At 47.5% G+C, this 15278-nt stretch carries 12 protein-coding genes and 1 riboswitch; of the genes, 7 read left to right on the top strand and 5 right to left on the bottom strand.

Going from position 1 to position 15278, the window contains the following annotated elements; genetic code table 11:
• Nucleotides 1-83: 83 nt before the first annotated feature.
• From ACI0FR_RS08215 to ACI0FR_RS08200, 4 genes are all read right to left on the bottom strand, one after another.
• On the bottom strand, nucleotides 84-893 hold the full coding sequence (locus ACI0FR_RS08215; protein ID WP_404908651.1) for an ABC transporter permease: 810 nt from the start codon (nucleotides 891-893) through the stop codon (nucleotides 84-86).
• A 2-nt stretch (nucleotides 894-895) separates the two neighbouring features.
• Nucleotides 896-1816, bottom strand: a complete 921-nt coding sequence (locus ACI0FR_RS08210; protein ID WP_374831371.1) for an ABC transporter permease — start codon at nucleotides 1814-1816, stop codon at nucleotides 896-898.
• 9 nt (nucleotides 1817-1825) lie between these two features.
• On the bottom strand, nucleotides 1826-3316 hold the full coding sequence (locus ACI0FR_RS08205; protein WP_404908654.1) for an ABC transporter substrate-binding protein: 1491 nt from the start codon (nucleotides 3314-3316) through the stop codon (nucleotides 1826-1828).
• A gap of 64 nt (nucleotides 3317-3380) precedes the next feature.
• Nucleotides 3381-4175, bottom strand: a complete 795-nt coding sequence (locus ACI0FR_RS08200; protein ID WP_374831367.1) for a (2Fe-2S) ferredoxin domain-containing protein — start codon at nucleotides 4173-4175, stop codon at nucleotides 3381-3383.
• Between the two features lie 95 nt (nucleotides 4176-4270).
• A riboswitch (cobalamin riboswitch) is annotated at nucleotides 4271-4463 on the bottom strand.
• Nucleotides 4464-4740: 277 nt separating this feature from the next.
• On the opposite strand from ACI0FR_RS08200, the gene repA reads away from it, so the two are divergent.
• From repA to ACI0FR_RS08165, 7 genes are all read left to right on the top strand, one after another.
• Nucleotides 4741-5922, top strand: a complete 1182-nt coding sequence (gene repA / locus ACI0FR_RS08195; protein WP_374831365.1) for a plasmid partitioning protein RepA — start codon at nucleotides 4741-4743, stop codon at nucleotides 5920-5922.
• Nucleotides 5919-6926 carry a plasmid partitioning protein RepB gene (gene repB / locus ACI0FR_RS08190; protein ID WP_404908659.1) on the top strand — a complete coding sequence of 336 codons (1008 nt, stop codon included), beginning with the start codon at nucleotides 5919-5921 and terminating at the stop codon, nucleotides 6924-6926. Before repA ends, repB begins: the two co-directional genes overlap by 4 nt.
• A 202-nt stretch (nucleotides 6927-7128) precedes the next feature.
• Entirely contained in the window at nucleotides 7129-8316 is a 1188-nt protein-coding gene (gene repC / locus ACI0FR_RS08185) for a plasmid replication protein RepC (RefSeq protein ID WP_461667932.1), read from the top strand.
• A gap of 203 nt (nucleotides 8317-8519) precedes the next feature.
• Nucleotides 8520-8972, top strand: coding sequence for a MobA/MobL family protein (locus ACI0FR_RS08180; protein ID WP_404908671.1), 453 nt, complete (start codon nucleotides 8520-8522; stop codon nucleotides 8970-8972).
• A 112-nt stretch (nucleotides 8973-9084) separates the two neighbouring features.
• Nucleotides 9085-9624, top strand: a complete 540-nt coding sequence (locus tag ACI0FR_RS08175; protein ID WP_461667931.1) for an RNA polymerase sigma factor — start codon at nucleotides 9085-9087, stop codon at nucleotides 9622-9624.
• Nucleotides 9621-10601 carry a FecR family protein gene (locus tag ACI0FR_RS08170; RefSeq protein ID WP_404908677.1) on the top strand — a complete coding sequence of 327 codons (981 nt, stop codon included), beginning with the start codon at nucleotides 9621-9623 and terminating at the stop codon, nucleotides 10599-10601. The genes ACI0FR_RS08175 and ACI0FR_RS08170 overlap by 4 nt, the downstream gene beginning before the upstream one ends.
• A 189-nt stretch (nucleotides 10602-10790) precedes the next feature.
• Complete coding sequence (locus ACI0FR_RS08165; protein WP_404908680.1) at nucleotides 10791-13451, top strand: TonB-dependent receptor domain-containing protein; 2661 nt, start codon at nucleotides 10791-10793, stop codon at nucleotides 13449-13451.
• Nucleotides 13452-13506: 55 nt separating this feature from the next.
• On the opposite strand, the gene ACI0FR_RS08160 is transcribed toward ACI0FR_RS08165, so the two are convergent.
• Nucleotides 13507-14904: an amino acid permease gene (locus ACI0FR_RS08160; RefSeq protein WP_404908683.1), complete on the bottom strand. Its 1398-nt coding sequence runs from the start codon at nucleotides 14902-14904 to the stop codon at nucleotides 13507-13509.
• Between the last annotated feature and the right edge of the window lie 374 nt (nucleotides 14905-15278).

Here is a 15278-nt window from a genome sequence, read left to right as displayed (position 1 = left end):
CTAAATGCGATATTCAAGCAATATACGTTTAAGCGTATAATTTCAAAATATACCAATTGCCGTATAATGTCGTTTTATACAATCTATCGTATAGAATGCTCTGGCTTCAGGCTATTTTCTGTATCCGTTTCCGGATCAAAAATCCAATTGAGCAAACCAGTTGTCACCGCAATCGCCACACCCGGCCAGATCATCAGCGTCGGATAATCAAAGATAAACATCCGGTATTCAAACAACATCGAACCCCAATCCGGCTTTGACGGATCAGCGCCAAGACCGATAAAAGCAAGCGAGGCATAAGCCACCACCGCCATACCTGCCTGACTGCCAACATAAGTAAGCATCACCGGCAGACTATTGGGCAAAATATGCCGGAATATCAGCCTTATCCGCCCTACTCCCAAGGCATGTGCTGCCTGCACAAAGGGCCGCCCCAAAATACGCCGTGTAAGTGTGTGCGCCAATAAAGCATGCGGGCCGACACCAGCAAACCCCAAGGCCAAGCTCGCACTTAATGGGGTTAGGCCAAAGATCGCCGCCGCTGTCAGCGCAATAATGAGTGTCGGGATAACAATCGACATTTCGCATAGCCGCAAAAGCGCATTGCCGCGCCAATCACCCAAAACCGCAGCGGTGGTGCCAAGCAACGCACCACCCGTAAAACCCACCAGCATGACGCAGACAATCACACTGCCGGTGCGCCAGCCACCCACCATAATGCGCGAAAACAAATCTCGCCCCAGATGATCAGTACCAAGCCAATGTGTCCATGACGATGAAGCATAACGATTGCCCAAATCCACCATATCCGGATCATAAGGCTGCCAGCAAAAGCCAAGCACAAAAAACAGGCTTAAAGCACCAAGCAGGCAGTAAGGGATAAGACGCGACACTCTCATGCGGCACGCGGATCCAAGCGGTTCAATAGAGTGAGAATAACCGCGTTGAGCACCATCATCCAAAGTGCCACCACCATCACATAGGCAACTAGCACCATATGATCGCGCGCCGAAATACTCTGCACCAAAAACTGGCTAATGCCCGGCAGGTTGAACAAAATTTCCATTGTCGCTGTGCTGCCGATCACCCAGCCCGCTTCTGAACGAACAGCGCTGAGCATCGCATAAAGGGCTGAGCGATGGCCGTGATGCCAACAGGCTTGGCGCATCGATAGCCCCTTGGCAAGCGCAGTGGTGAAATAAGCCTGTTCACGGGTATGAATCAAATCACGCCGGTAAACACGCGTCAGCACACCAAGCGAGTGCAGGCTGATAATGATAATTGGCAAAATATAGGCACTATTGTTACCAGAAAATGGACGCAGGATTTTAAAATAAACCCCGAAAAACCATAATAAAATAAGCGCAATCCAGAAGCCCGGCATTGTCTGCACGAAGATGGATAAAAAACGGCTGACGCGATCAACCGCGCCTTTTGGTTTAAGAGCAGCAAAAAAACCGAAAGGAATGGCCAATAAAATGGCTAGTGTCAGACCGCTTAGCCCCAGTGCCAATGACACGGGCAGGCGGCGCATAAACTCATCCAGAACCAGCTCACCGGTACGGAAAGAGCGGCCCCAATCACCACTGACAAAACCTTTCAGCCAAATCAGATAACGCTCAAACAGTGGCAGATCCAGCCCCCATTGGGAGCGCAATGCGGCGACTGTTTCATCAGTCGCCGTCAAGTTCCAAGCGCGAATGGCAATCATCACCGGATCGGCGGGCATAGATGCAATGATGTAAAATGCCAACAGTGAAATAACGAGCAGGCTCAAACTGCTACGCGTCACGCGGTGGATGATTGCCTTTATCATGATCCTGTTTTACTCGCCCATATCCGCGCGCAAAACATGATAATCCGAGCCCCATGGCTGGTAGTTTTCCAACCGCTTGGAAAGGCCAACCGTCCAAACCGGCGAAACGAGGAAAGAGGCCGGAACATCTTCAAAGAGTTTCTCCTGCGCCAAACGTGCTATGTCTACACGCTTTGCCATATCGGTCTCGTTGGCAAAACCATCAATGATGCTATCGAATTCGGCACTTGCGTAGCGGCTGAAATTAAGCGATGCACCAGAACGCAACATGGAATTAAGGAAAAAGGCCGGATCACCGGTTGGCGCGGTATGTTGTGCCCATAAGAAGACATCAAAATCGCCTTCAGCGCCATATTCATTGCCATTTTCAACGATTTTTGTTTCCACCTGCGCACCCATTGCCATCAGCGCTGATTTCATCACCGGTAACATGGTGACAAAATCGGCACGCTGCGAGTAGGTGGCAACCAGCAACAACAAAGGCTTGCCGTCTTTTTCACGCACACCGGACGCGGTTTTAACCCAGCTAGCGCTATCAAGAATTTTCTCGGCCTCAGCCAAATCAGTAAGGCGCGGCTCTTTCATCGCAAACGGGAAATAAGCCGCATAAGCTCCAGTGGCGATATTGCCGGCATTGATCGATTGAATAAGCTGTGTGCGGTCAAGCGCCAGATCAATGGCGCGACGCACCTGCACATCTTGCAGAGCAGGGCGACCTGTATTGAGGAAAGCAAAATACTGATAGCCGACATCAAAAGGTTTAAGGGTCAAATCCGTATTGTTTTTCAAACGCGGCACTATTTCAGACGGCAAACCAAAGGCCAAATCCAGCTCGCCGGATTCAAATGCCAGCGCCAAGCTTTGACTGTCGCCGAATTTCTGCAAGTGAACAGGTGAACGTTTTTCAGCGCCTTCAAAATGCGGATTGGCAATCAGATCAAGCGATGTGTCGGCCTTAAAATCACTAATCGCATAAGGGCCGGTATAAATCACCTCGCCTTTATCGTTGAGCTTATAAACAATCAGCGGCCATTCGGCAAATAATGCCTGAATGAGCGCCACCGGCTTTTCGGTTTTAACCATCAGGGTCAAATCATCCGGTGCTTCAAAAGCAATCAGACCACCGGTGGCATGTGCCGCTTTATTGAGTTTAAAAGTATTGTCGAAACCGGACGCAATCGCTTTCGATGTCACCGGCGTGCCATCAGAAAATAACCGGTCTTTTTTAAGCGTGATTTTCCAGTTCAGATCATCGATGCGCTCGGCTTTATCTGCCAATTCCGGCACCAATTCACCAGCCTGATTGACGGTGTACAAATTTTCACCCACACCATGACTTGCCAGCGCCCAGCCGTTGGAGCCTTTCGCCGGATCAAGACCATTGGTCATAAAGCTTTGACCAATGCGCAAAGTTTCGGCCGCGTAAGCAACAGTGCTGACCGCCGTAAGTGCCGACACCACCAATAGCGAAGACAGCCATTTTTTTAAAGTCAGACGCATATAGATCTCCATTGAGAATGCGATTGCAGGATCAAGTTGTTAAGAAAAATCAAAGTGCTTGTCATCATCCGCGCAAGCGTTGTTTTTTACCCGTAGCGCTATAGGCAAAATCATTAACCGGCAAACCTTGCAGCAAATGCTCGGATATGATGCGGTCAATCGCCTGTTCAGTGACGCCGCCATACCAAGTACCATCAGGAAAAACCTGCACCACCGGTGCCAAATTGCACGGCCCCAGACAACTGGTCTGCGCGCTCATCATGCCCTCGCCGACAATGCGCAATTTTTGCCGCTCTTGCTCATTGCGCAAATGGCACCATATCGCGTCAGCACCGGCCGCCTGACAAGCGCGTCCTTCGCAAACCAGCATACGATATTTTTGCGCCGGTATCAGCGAACCTTCATTAAATGGTTTTTCCATTGGGGGGAGGGGAACGGATTGCGCCGTCTCATGCAACAGGCCTTTCAAAAGTGCTGCCCAATACGGGCTTTTATCCAGCGTTGCTCCCAACTTGATTTCCGGCCACGGCAGGTCACTTTCCTGCTGCCAACGGCGCAGCATCTTGGTGATCCAAAGCTGAAAGCTAGGCTCCATCGGCAAGACAAGCGGCAGCACTAAAATCTGTTTGAAATTTTGGCGACTAAGTTCCAACAAAGCTTGTTTGAATGAAGGGCGGCCTTGCTCGCTAAAGGCATAGATAATGTGAGCCTGCGGATATTGCACGGCTGCAAGTTCAGCCAATCTTTGCATGTCCTGATGCGGGGCGGCGGCAAAGGCGGATTTAGCCAGCAAAATCACCGCCTCTTGCGCGACAGGCGCTGCAGGGGATTGATTGTCTTTAACACTGCACTGATCCATTTAATCTCCACCCCGAATGCAAATGAGGCGGACAGAAAATGCGCATATGGTTTGCTTGTACCCATTGGCGCATTCTTGCGGCACACCCCGACCACAGAATTCATCGCGTCAGGGCAGGTCTCCTGGCTCACGGGTCAATGCTTTCAAGCCGCCTTCCCGACAGTTTCCTGTCAGTGACATATTGGCTCTATGCTCGCCGTTCACAGTTGCGGGTCAGCTCCGGTCTCGCACCGGATTCCCTCTTAAGCTTCCGGCGTCAACCGGAAAACCATGACGGTGTGAAACTATAGAGAGACAGTTATAAGTCAAGCAAGAATGAAGTGTCTTTCAAACCATTCCCAGCTGGGAACTATCAATTGACGAAGCGCAAATTGAAGGGTGAATTTGAAAAGTTCCCAGCTGGGAACTGATCTGAAAATGGGCATTTGCACTTATGATCAGAATCGGCCATATTGAAGCTACGCTAAATTGTCGTATTTCGGAAAGTTTGCGTATTTTGAGGGTCGTTAACTGCTTGTTAACCATATCTGGTCTAGAGCAATATACGGTTTAAGGAGAAAATCGGTTGTCTCGTCATTTAAGCAGTTTGCATTTTATGAACACCTTTTCGAGCAAGCTCGACAAGGCGCTGAATAATTTATCCCTTGCACAATACCCGCCAAATGCTTTCCGCACTATGCGCAAATTCACCTCCACCGAAGTGGCGGGGCTCTTGGGTGTCACCGAAGCCTATATTCGTCAGGTCTCCTTAAAGGGGCAGGGGCCGGAACCTGAAACACTCGCCAATGGCCGCCGTCTTTATACACTGGAACAAGTGTTGGAGCTGCGGATGTATCTGGCCGAGAACGGTCGCAAAAAATGGATCAATCCGCGCCGCGTTGAAGGCGAGGAATGTCAGATCATTGCGGTCACCAATTTTAAGGGCGGATCTTCCAAAACATCAACCACCATTCATTTAGGCCATTGGCTGGCTTTGCGCGGCTATCGTGTCTTAGCCGTTGATATGGATCCGCAGGCGTCTCTGACCAGTCTGCATGGTGCTTTGCCCAATTTTGATTATCGCGATGGCGATACGCTTTATTCATCCATCCGCTTTGATGAGCCGATACCGACACAACAGATCGTGCGCAAAACCCATATTGCCGGTTTTGATGTCATCTGTGCCGGTCTGGAACTCACCGAGTTTGAAACATCAGTGGCGTTGGAAATGCGCAAAAGCGGCGGCACCGGTTTCTTGCTGCGCGTTTCGCAAGCGCTGGAACAAGTGGCGCATGATTATGATGTTATCCTGCTGGACTGTGCGCCTTCGCTCAACTTCCTCACTCTGTCATCACTGACAGCCGCAACCGGTGTTCTCATTCCAGTGCCGGCGCAAATGCTGGATGTCGATTCCACCGCCAAGTTTTTGGAGCTGGCTGCATCATACATGCAAATTCTTGATGAAGCTGGGGCAGGGGCGCAATGGGATTTTGCTAAATTCCTGATCACCAAATTTGAAGCCAATGATCATCCGCAAGCGAATATGCAGGCTTTGATGCGGCAGGTCTTTGGTGAGGATTTGCTGCTCAATGCTGTCGCCAAATCCACAGCCGTTTCAGATGCTCTGACTTGGAAGCAAAGTCTTTATGAAGTGCAGCGGTCGCGTTTCTCTGCACCTAAAACCTATGACCGCGCAATTGAATCGATCAATGCTGCCAATGCAGAAATTGAAAACCTCATTGTAACTGCATGGGGACGTGAATTATGAGCCGAAAAGATTCAAAAGGCATGTTTGCCGCCGTACTTGGCAAATTGGATGAAGAAGCAACAACCGAACAAGCTACCGCGCGTTCGGCTTCGCCACATCTGATGAAAGTGGCTGCCGGTGTACGCCATATGCAAGAACGCAGTGAACTGGCTGAACGTTTGCTGAAAAACGCCGATCAGATCGTCGAGATGGAGCCAGAACGCATTCTGCCGTCCACCATTGATGACCGCTTTGACAGCGCCTATGATGATGCCGCCATTGCAGAAATTGTGGCATCCATTGAAGAGCGCGGCCAGATTGTTCCAGGACTCGTGCGCCCGCTTGATGATCAACCAGGTAAATTTCAGATTGTTTATGGTCGCAGGCGTCTTGCCGCCGCTAAACAACTGGGCATCAAGTTTAAAACTGCCATTCGCAGTTTAAGCGATGAAGAAGCGGTGATCTTTCAGGGTGAGGAAAACACCGCCCGTGAAGATCTCTCTTTCATCGAAAAATGTTTGTTTGCGGTGGCGCAGGAAGAAGCAGGCTTTAAGCGTGAAACCATTTGCGCTTCCCTTTCCACCGGCAAATCACATATTTCCGAGATGATCCGCATTGGTCAGACGCTGCCAAAACCGGTTTTATATGCGATTGGCAAAGCACCGGGCATTGGCCGCGGCCGCTGGGAAGAATTTGCCAAATTATGGCAGCAAGTCACGCCCGATCAAACAATCGAAACTCTGCTTTCGCACAGTGATTTTAAAGCGCTTGGCTCTGATGAGCGCTTCCTGAAACTTTGGAGCAAACTCATTGCTCGCCAGAAAGCACAGGCACAGCCCACACAAAAACCAAAAAACTTATCCAACAGCACCCGGTGGAATGCTATAGATAGGGCCGTGAATGTGTCGGTGAAGAGGAGCCTGAAGAAAACGACATTATCGATTGAAGCCGCTGACAGTACAAAATTCGCTGATTTTATAACCAATCAGCTGGATGATTTATACGAAGCCTTCAAACGGCAATAGAACGGTGAGAATCGTTTAAAGATTAAGATGTAACCAGGAGCGCAACCGCAAAAGAAAAAGGCCACCAAAACGTTTCCGTCATGGAAGCCCTTCTCAAACCTTAAGCACGTTTAGAATCGCATTTCCATGAATCCCTGTCAAGTGTTGGAACGTCATTTTGGCGAACAAACTTCTTTTGCCTGAATTTAAAGGGTAAAGAACCATGGATGTGCAGTTTGCAACGACCCCTTTCGGGGGGCGAACAATGTCGTTTGACCTTTTGTCAGTGCAACATTTTGCCAGAAAAACCAATCTGAAAGAGAAAAAAGCCGATAAGTGGCAGCTTTATAAAGCGCTTTGTGAAGGTCGTTCCCATTTCAATATAAGCGATCGTTCTTTAGCGGTGCTCAGCGCGCTATTGTCTTTTTATCCCGAAACAAGTTTGAATGAAGAAAGCGGTCTCGTCGTCTTTCCTTCCAACAAGCAATTGTCACTGCGCGCGCATGGCATGCCTGACCCGACTTTGCGTCGTCATTTGGCAGCATTGGTCAATGCAGGCCTTATCATTCGACGTGACAGCCCGAACGGCAAACGCTATGCCCATAAAGATAAACAAGGTGCTGTGCAGGAAGCTTTCGGCTTTTCGCTGGCTCCTTTGCTGGTACGCTATGATGAAATCATGCAAGCAGCCGAAAGTGTTGCTGAAAGCAATCTCAAGCTCAAACGCACCAGAGAGCGCATTACCCTTCAGCGTCGTGACATCGGAAAGCTCATTGATGTAGCATTGACTGAAGCTATGTCGGGTAATTGGGAGGGGCTTTTCAACAAGTTTCGAGCAATTGTAGACGCTCTGCCACGCCGCGCCACACTCAATCAACTTGAAATCATTCTGACAGAATTGAGCGCATTACGGACGGATGTTGATAAAACACTGAAATTAAATGAAAATTCCAAAAATATGAGCGCCAATGACTGCGATATTGAGCGGCAGCATAATGAATCCAATACTGATTACTATATTGAATCTGAATCAACTTTAGAAAAGATTGAAACAGAAGTTGGATCAAATCCTCAATCTCAAACAAGACATCCGTTTTTAACACTCAATCTTGTTTTAAAAGCTTGCCCTGAAATTGCAGATTATGCCGTAGATGGCATTAAAAATTGGCGTGATTTTATCAAAACCACCGCACAAGTACGAAATTATTTGAATATTTCCACATCAGCCTATCAGGATGCTCTGGATCAAATGGGGCATGAAGACACAGCAATTGCAATTGCGTGCATTTTACAACGCTGCAACCATATCCAATCAGCCGGCGGATATCTGCGTACACTCACATCAAAAGCGCGGGCAGGGGAGTTATCCATTCAGGCAATGGTGATGGCAAATATAAACAAAAAAACTTAGTGAAACTCAATTAAAAATAAGAATGGAAACACGAAACAATTTTCATATCTTAGATATGAACACCCCTCCAGCGAAATTCTGGAAATTGCCATGATGGAGCCAGTTGTGCTGGCAAACTGTGGCAAAAAATTGTGAACCTCACCTCCGAAGCAATCCGCACGTTCACATAATGTCGATATTGCGCCCTCTTGCCGAACATAGCAATGGGACTAAAAATATCCATTCGCTGGATGCTGAAGGCAATCCGAAATTCTCCAAGAACGGGCATGTGCTCTATCGGCAATTCGGGCGTTGACAAAGAGCTTATTCCAGCTCTTCGGAAGTCTTGGGCGGAAACACAAAATCAACACCTTGCGCAGCATGGTTTTGATTTCCGCGTTGATCATCGTTTCTATTCGGAACGTGGCATATCTATCAAACCCGCGATGCACCGCGGCCCGGCTGCTGATGGTATCGATCGAAAGGGAGAGCAATCGGATCGTATCAAGGGTAATGCCGATATTGAGGTGCAGCGCCGTCAACAGATTATGGCTATGCGGCGACCATCCATAAAAGTCAGGGTGCAACCGTCCATACCGTTTATGTGCTGGCAAGCCGATTGTGTCGCATTTTTTTCACATCTGATGAGTTATCATATGAATTTATGTAGGAATTGAGTGAGGCAGGAGCTGTGATGATTCCGATTATTTTGATAAAAAAATCCCGCTATTAAATTTGAGTTTTTTGGTCTAGTATTATTCGGTCAACCTGAATCGAACAACAGACCACATGATGAGCATTCAATCCGCCGAAAATTCTGAAGATCTGATGTCCGTTTATTTTCAACAGCTGAAATATATTCGGGACATGTTGAAAAAACGAACCAATTCTCATGAATTGGCGGAAGATGCTATTCAGGAAATATGGGTCAGGTTGTCAAATATAGAAAGTCGCCCTTACGAGGTTCGCGATAATCGCGCGTTTATTCTGCGCGTTGCAAATAATATTGCCATTGATTTGTTACGCCGCGAGCAGCGCCACACCAAAGCCTGTCTGAGCGATGAAGAAATTCTTGTAACAGTCGCGGATACCGCGCCGAGCCCTGAAAAACATGCAATAGACCGCGATCAATTGCGTCAGTTGGTCTATGCTTTATTGCAACTGCCACCCAAACCGCGTAGCGCATTATTGATGGCGCGATGTGATTTGCTGACCCATTATGAAATTGCGCGGCGCTTGGATGTATCTGAAAGAATGGTCACCCGTTATTTGACGCAAGCTTTGCGTCATTGCCGCGATCATTTCCGCCAAATCAACAGCGCATTATGATTAAAAATAATCAATCTTCAGCGGATATTGGCTTAAGCGATGAAGCAATCGACTGGATTGTTTATTTAAGTTCCGGGCGTGCAACCGAACAAGACTATCAAAAATTTAACAATTGGCGTCGCCAAAGCCCGCAGCATGAAATGGTGGCAAAAGAAGCTGAAAGCTTGTGGTACGGCATTGGCTCGGCCGGTAAACGCATCAACAAAACCGCCAAACAGCGCCATTTGACAAGACGCTCCTTGCTTGGGCTTTCAATGGCATTTGTGAGCGGTGCGGCTCTTTATCAAACCGGTCTTATCGGGCCACGCCTTTTTGCCGATTATACCACCGGCACAGGCGAGCAACGTGCTGTAACGCTTGTGGACGGCTCAGTTGTTACACTGAATGCCAATTCAGCATTATCTGTCAAAATTACTGAGCAAGAGCGACGCCTGACCTTGTATGAGGGGCAGGCTTTGTTCAGCGTTGCCAAGGATCGCACACGTCCATTTATTGTGGATGCACTATACGGGCAGACCCGCGCATTGGGCACTATATTTGATATCGATATTCGTCCACGTCAGGTTTCGGTAACTGTTATTGAAGGGACAGTCGGTGTCACAACCAATGTCGATCATCATTTCAAAGACCGTGATATGATGGTCGTGCAGGCCAATTCCCGTATTTTCTATCAGGAAGATGGTGCTGTATCTTTACAGGATCATGTGGATGTCGAAATGAAAACGGCTTGGCGCAGAGGCAAACTTATTTTTAATGCCAAGCCACTTGGTGATGTTATTACCGAATTGGAACGTTACCGCTCTGGAAAAATCATTCTCGCCAGTGACCAATTATATGCATTACAAATTACGGGTATCTTCGATTTGACACAGCCTGAAGAAATTTTTCAGGCAATTGAAAACACGCTTCCTGTCTACGTTACACGTCTGCCATATGTAACAATTATACGCCCGAATTCAGCTTTCAGAAAAATATGATTAAAAAGATCAAATTTTTTATTTTTAAGGTTCCATCTTCTGCATCTCCTTTCGTCTTTAAATTATGAGGCCGGAAAATCTGCTTGTGCGGAGACCGGAAATAATAATGAAAAGGCGGTAAGTTTTATGCATGGCATGATAAAAGAGAGGCAGTTTTCTCTATCCCAAAAGACTAAAAAAATTGGTCTTATGACCTCTGTTGCATTTATCGCAATTCTTCAATTTGGTTCGGGAAGCATTGCAAATGCTCAAACATCCGCACCGCAAACGATAAGTTTCAATATCCGCTCACAAGATATGGGGTCAGCGCTGATTGCTTTCGCAGATCGTGCCGGACTTAAACTTTTGATGCAGTCAAATATGATTGCCGGTAAACGCAGTCCCACGCTGCAAGGCAATCTGACCCGTGATCAGGCATTGCGCCAACTTTTATCCGGCTCCAATCTGCAGTATCGCATACAAGGATCAACACTCACCGTCAGTGACCCGTCCGATAATGCGCAAAATACCACAGCGCCTGACGGCAGCCTTTTGCTTAATACAATCACCGTGACAAATGCGGCAACAGCAGCTGTTGATGCCCCTTATCATACCGCAGCACCGACAGCCTATATTTCAGAGCAGAATATTGAACGTTTCCGTGGTTCAAGTCCTGCTGATATTTTCCGCGGCACACCCGGAGTTTCATCAGGTGAATCGCGTAATGGTGCGGGCTCAATTGACGTCAATATTCGCGGCATGCAGGGCATGGGGCGTGTTGCCACCACGATTGATGGTGCGGAAAACGCTGTCAATGTCTATCAGGGCTATCAGGGTATTTCCAACCGTACATTTGTCGATCCGGATTTTCTCGGCGGTATTGATATTCAAAAAGGCTCTGATGCTGCCTCCAGCGGTATAGCCGGAACAGTTGCTATGCGCACCCTTGAAGCGGGTGATATTGTCAAGGAAGGCAATCGCTTCGGCCTGCGTGTTAAGGGCGACTTTGGCACAAATTCCAGTAAGCCGGAAGCAGACACGAAAGCAGGATATTTAATCAACAACAGGGGCTATTCCGGCCCGCAAAATCCTGACCTTGATCCATATTATCATTCAACTGCGGAGGCATCTGACGCAACAATGAACCGTCCGGCTTTTCTCAAGCCAACCAATGGCTCAGGTAGCATTGTTGCAGCCATGCAGGATGAGCATATAGAATTATTAGCCGGTTATGCCTATCGCAAACGCGGTAATTATCATGCCGGTAAGCATGGCACTGCGGCAGAGGCTATTGATCGCGGCGGCATGGTCGCGTGTCTCTATTACTGCGATAATCCGTCTAATCACAATTGGTTTCCAAATTATATTGAGAATACAGGGATAGCTAATTACCGCGCTGGCGAGCAGGTTTTGAACACCCAGCTCGAAACCAAATCCACCCTGCTTAAAGGCAAGGTGATGTTTGGTGATGGTCATAGTATCCAGCTTGGCTATACCGGCTTTTCAAGCGAAGCCGGTGACCGGATGGCATCAAATTTCAAAGGGCTAACCCAGCAAGCTGTCCAGCAAGAACTTACAACAGATGTTGATGCCCATACGGGTACATTCAAATATCGTTGGGATCCGGCAGATAATGACCTGATCAATCTCAAGGCCAATCTTTGGGGCACCAAGCTCAAACAACGAAGCCCGACAGCTTATGGCGGCAGCAACAATCCTCCTCCAGGGTTCAAGTCAGGGCCTGATCTTTGGACATGGGGCGGTGATGTCAGCAATCGCTCGCAATTTGAAACAGATCTAGGTGATTTTGATCTTACTTTTGGCGGTTCATATAAGATGGAATCCACCAAGCCATCTGCGGATACAAAAAAATATGACAGCTGGCTGGATTTGCGTGATGGCAAACGCGAGGAAGCAGCAGCCTATATCAAAACAGCCTATAAGCCGATTGACTGGCTGACCATCAATGGCGGTTTACGTTATTCATCAATGTGGTCACGTGATCGAAGCTCGATGCATATGGATCATCCTGATATGGTCTATGGTAAAGCACGTCTCAAACAGGATGGCTGGAGCCCGTCATTGGGTGTGACTGTAGAGCCATTTAAAGGCACTCAGCTTTATGCCAATTATTCAAGCACCTTGCGTGCACCAAGTATTATGGAAGCAGTTTCTGCTTTCAATATGACGGTGAATGAAGACACCAAAGCGGAACGTTCCAGCAATTGGGAAATCGGAGCGAATTTCATCCACGATGATATATTCGCCGATGATGACCGCACAATGGTGAAAATTGGCTATTTCAACTGGGACGTCAAAGATTATATCGCCCGCGAGTTTCGTAAATATGCCAATTCGCAAAATGTTGGTATCCGCAATATCGACAGAGCCCGTTTTGCAGGTCTTGAATTGTCGGCAAATTACACGGTCGGCGGATTTGAAGCGACATTGGCCGCCAATTATTATCTCAATGTTGAATTCTGTCGCGATGCAGGCACATGCGAAAACAAGTCTCTTTATGCAGATTATGCAACCAACCAGATCCCGCCTAAATATGGCATTGATCTGACACTGTCGCAAAAACTGCTTGAAGATGCGCTTACCGTTGGCGGTCGTATTTCATATACGTCGTCGCGTGCGGTTGGTCATGGCGATGTTACCGGACAAGGCATGTCTCAATTCATCACGTTGGTTGACTGGAAACCTTATACGCTTGTGGATGTATTCGCCGAATATAAAATCAACGATAATTACACCGCAAGTTTGCGTATCGAAAACCTGACAGACAGATATTATGTTGATCCGCTCAGCCTTGTATTGCAACCAGGCCCCGGCCGCACATTCTATGCGTCGTTGACTGCGAATTTCTGATTGCTGTTTCATGTACAATTTAAAAAGGCCACTCAGTTGAGTGGCCTTTTTATTTTTAAGCTTTTTTCTTAGGCATTATGAAATAAACCACTGCCAAAAGCACGAACCAAACCGGTGTAATCAGCAGAGCCTGCGCCGTATCCGCTTGCTGTGTCAAGGCCCAGAGAATGAAGGCAAAGAATGCAAACACCATTACGACAGCAGCATAACCACCCGGCATTTTGAATTTTGATTTTGCATGAAGATCAGGGCGTTTACGGCGATATTGTACGTAAGACGCCAGAATGATCGACCAGACAAAGATAAACAACAATGCTGAGATTGTGGTTACAATGGTGAAAGCTTCAATTATGCTCTGTCCCGCATAAAGCAGCACGACACCTGCGAGCAGGAAGGTGCAGGAGAAAAATAGCGCATTGACCGGCACTTTGCGATGGTTGAGCTTACCCAATGTTTTGGGCGCCAAAGCATAGCTGGCAAGACCGAAAATCATACGCGATGTTGAGTAGATGCCGGAATTCGCACTTGATGCTGCCGAGGTCAATACTACGAAATTGACCACATGAGCCGCGATGCCCAGACCTGCCAGCGAGAACATGGCAACAAACGGACTGCTGCTTGGATCAATCTGGTTCCACGGCATTACCGTCATGATAACGAAGAGCGATCCGAGATAGAACAGCACAATACGAACAGGGATCGAATTGATCGCTTTCGGCAGATTGCGTTCCGGATTTTCAGTTTCAGCTGCAGCAGTACCGACAAGTTCAATACCAACAAAGGCAAAAACGGCAATCTGGAAACCAGCTACAAAGCCAAAGAAGCCATTCGGGAAGAAACCGCCCTGATCCCACAAATGGGCAACGGAAGCTTTAGTGCCATTGGGTGATGTATAACCCGATGTCAGCATAACCACCCCGGTAATGATCAAAGCGACGATGGCGACGATCTTGATGAGTGCGAACCAAAATTCGATTTCACCGAAATTGCGCACATTAGGCAGGTTCAATGCAATAAGTGCTACAATCAGGCCTAAAGCCGGTATCCATAATGCCAGTTCCGGAAACCAGAAGGACATATAGCCAGCAACAGCAACCACATCGGCAATACCGGTTACAATCCAGCAAAGCCAATAGGTCCAGCCGGTAAAAAATTGTGCCCATGAACCAAGATAGTCACCGGCAAAGTCAGCAAAAGAGCGATAATTCAGATTTGAAAGCAGCAATTCGCCCAAAGCGCGCATCACAAAAAACAGCATGAAGCCGATAATTGCGTAAACCAGCAGGATTGACGGACCTGCAAGTGAAATTGTTTTTCCCGAGCCCATGAAAAGACCGGTACCAATTGCACCGCCGATAGCGATCAATTGCAAATGTCGGTTTTTCAGATTTCGCGCCAGATGTGGTTCTTCCTCACCGGAATGAGCACGGGAGTGTCCTGATGCAGTATCCATTCAGTATGCCTCACAATTCATCTGCCAGAATATTTCCCCTCCAAAATCTAAAGAAATATTCTGTTTTGTTTTCTGCATGCATGCCGGTGAAATATGATTCTCTCGCACAGACAAACACTCTGTGCGATTACTCCTGTGTGCCGGTGAGTTAAAGAGAATTTGCATAAGGCTAGACTAATGTAGCATAACCTTGAAATTGTTTTGTCATATTCTGGCTGTTTGCGTCAGATATCGTACACAAAGCAGACACAGCAAAATTAATCGATTTCACTGTGCAGAAATCTAAGACGTGCAAATATGCATTTCAATTGGATTACACCAAATAAAAAGAAATTTCATAAGAAATAATAAGTTAAACTGGTAACAAATAAAAT

The sequence above is a fragment of the Paenochrobactrum sp. BZR 201-1 genome (assembly GCF_044987585.2).
Taxonomy (GTDB): Bacteria; Pseudomonadota; Alphaproteobacteria; order Rhizobiales; family Rhizobiaceae; genus Paenochrobactrum; species Paenochrobactrum pullorum.
This window is presented reverse-complemented; position numbering and strand designations above follow the sequence as displayed.

What these genes read in the sequence shown, in the direction of transcription:
- ACI0FR_RS08160 (WP_404908683.1), bottom strand. Translation starts at nt 14,904, where the DNA reads ATGGATACTGCATCAGGACACTCCCGTGCTCATTCCGGTGAGGAAGAA.
- repB (WP_404908659.1), top strand. Translation starts at nt 5,919, where the DNA reads ATGAGCCGAAAAGATTCAAAAGGCATGTTTGCCGCCGTACTTGGCAAA.
- ACI0FR_RS08210 (WP_374831371.1), bottom strand. Translation starts at nt 1,816, where the DNA reads ATGATAAAGGCAATCATCCACCGCGTGACGCGTAGCAGTTTGAGCCTG.
- repC (WP_461667932.1), top strand. Translation starts at nt 7,129, where the DNA reads ATGGATGTGCAGTTTGCAACGACCCCTTTCGGGGGGCGAACAATGTCG.
- ACI0FR_RS08200 (WP_374831367.1), bottom strand. Translation starts at nt 4,175, where the DNA reads ATGGATCAGTGCAGTGTTAAAGACAATCAATCCCCTGCAGCGCCTGTC.
- ACI0FR_RS08205 (WP_404908654.1), bottom strand. Translation starts at nt 3,316, where the DNA reads ATGCGTCTGACTTTAAAAAAATGGCTGTCTTCGCTATTGGTGGTGTCG.
- ACI0FR_RS08180 (WP_404908671.1), top strand. Translation starts at nt 8,520, where the DNA reads ATGGGACTAAAAATATCCATTCGCTGGATGCTGAAGGCAATCCGAAAT.
- ACI0FR_RS08170 (WP_404908677.1), top strand. Translation starts at nt 9,621, where the DNA reads ATGATTAAAAATAATCAATCTTCAGCGGATATTGGCTTAAGCGATGAA.
- ACI0FR_RS08165 (WP_404908680.1), top strand. Translation starts at nt 10,791, where the DNA reads ATGACCTCTGTTGCATTTATCGCAATTCTTCAATTTGGTTCGGGAAGC.
- ACI0FR_RS08175 (WP_461667931.1), top strand. Translation starts at nt 9,085, where the DNA reads ATGATGAGCATTCAATCCGCCGAAAATTCTGAAGATCTGATGTCCGTT.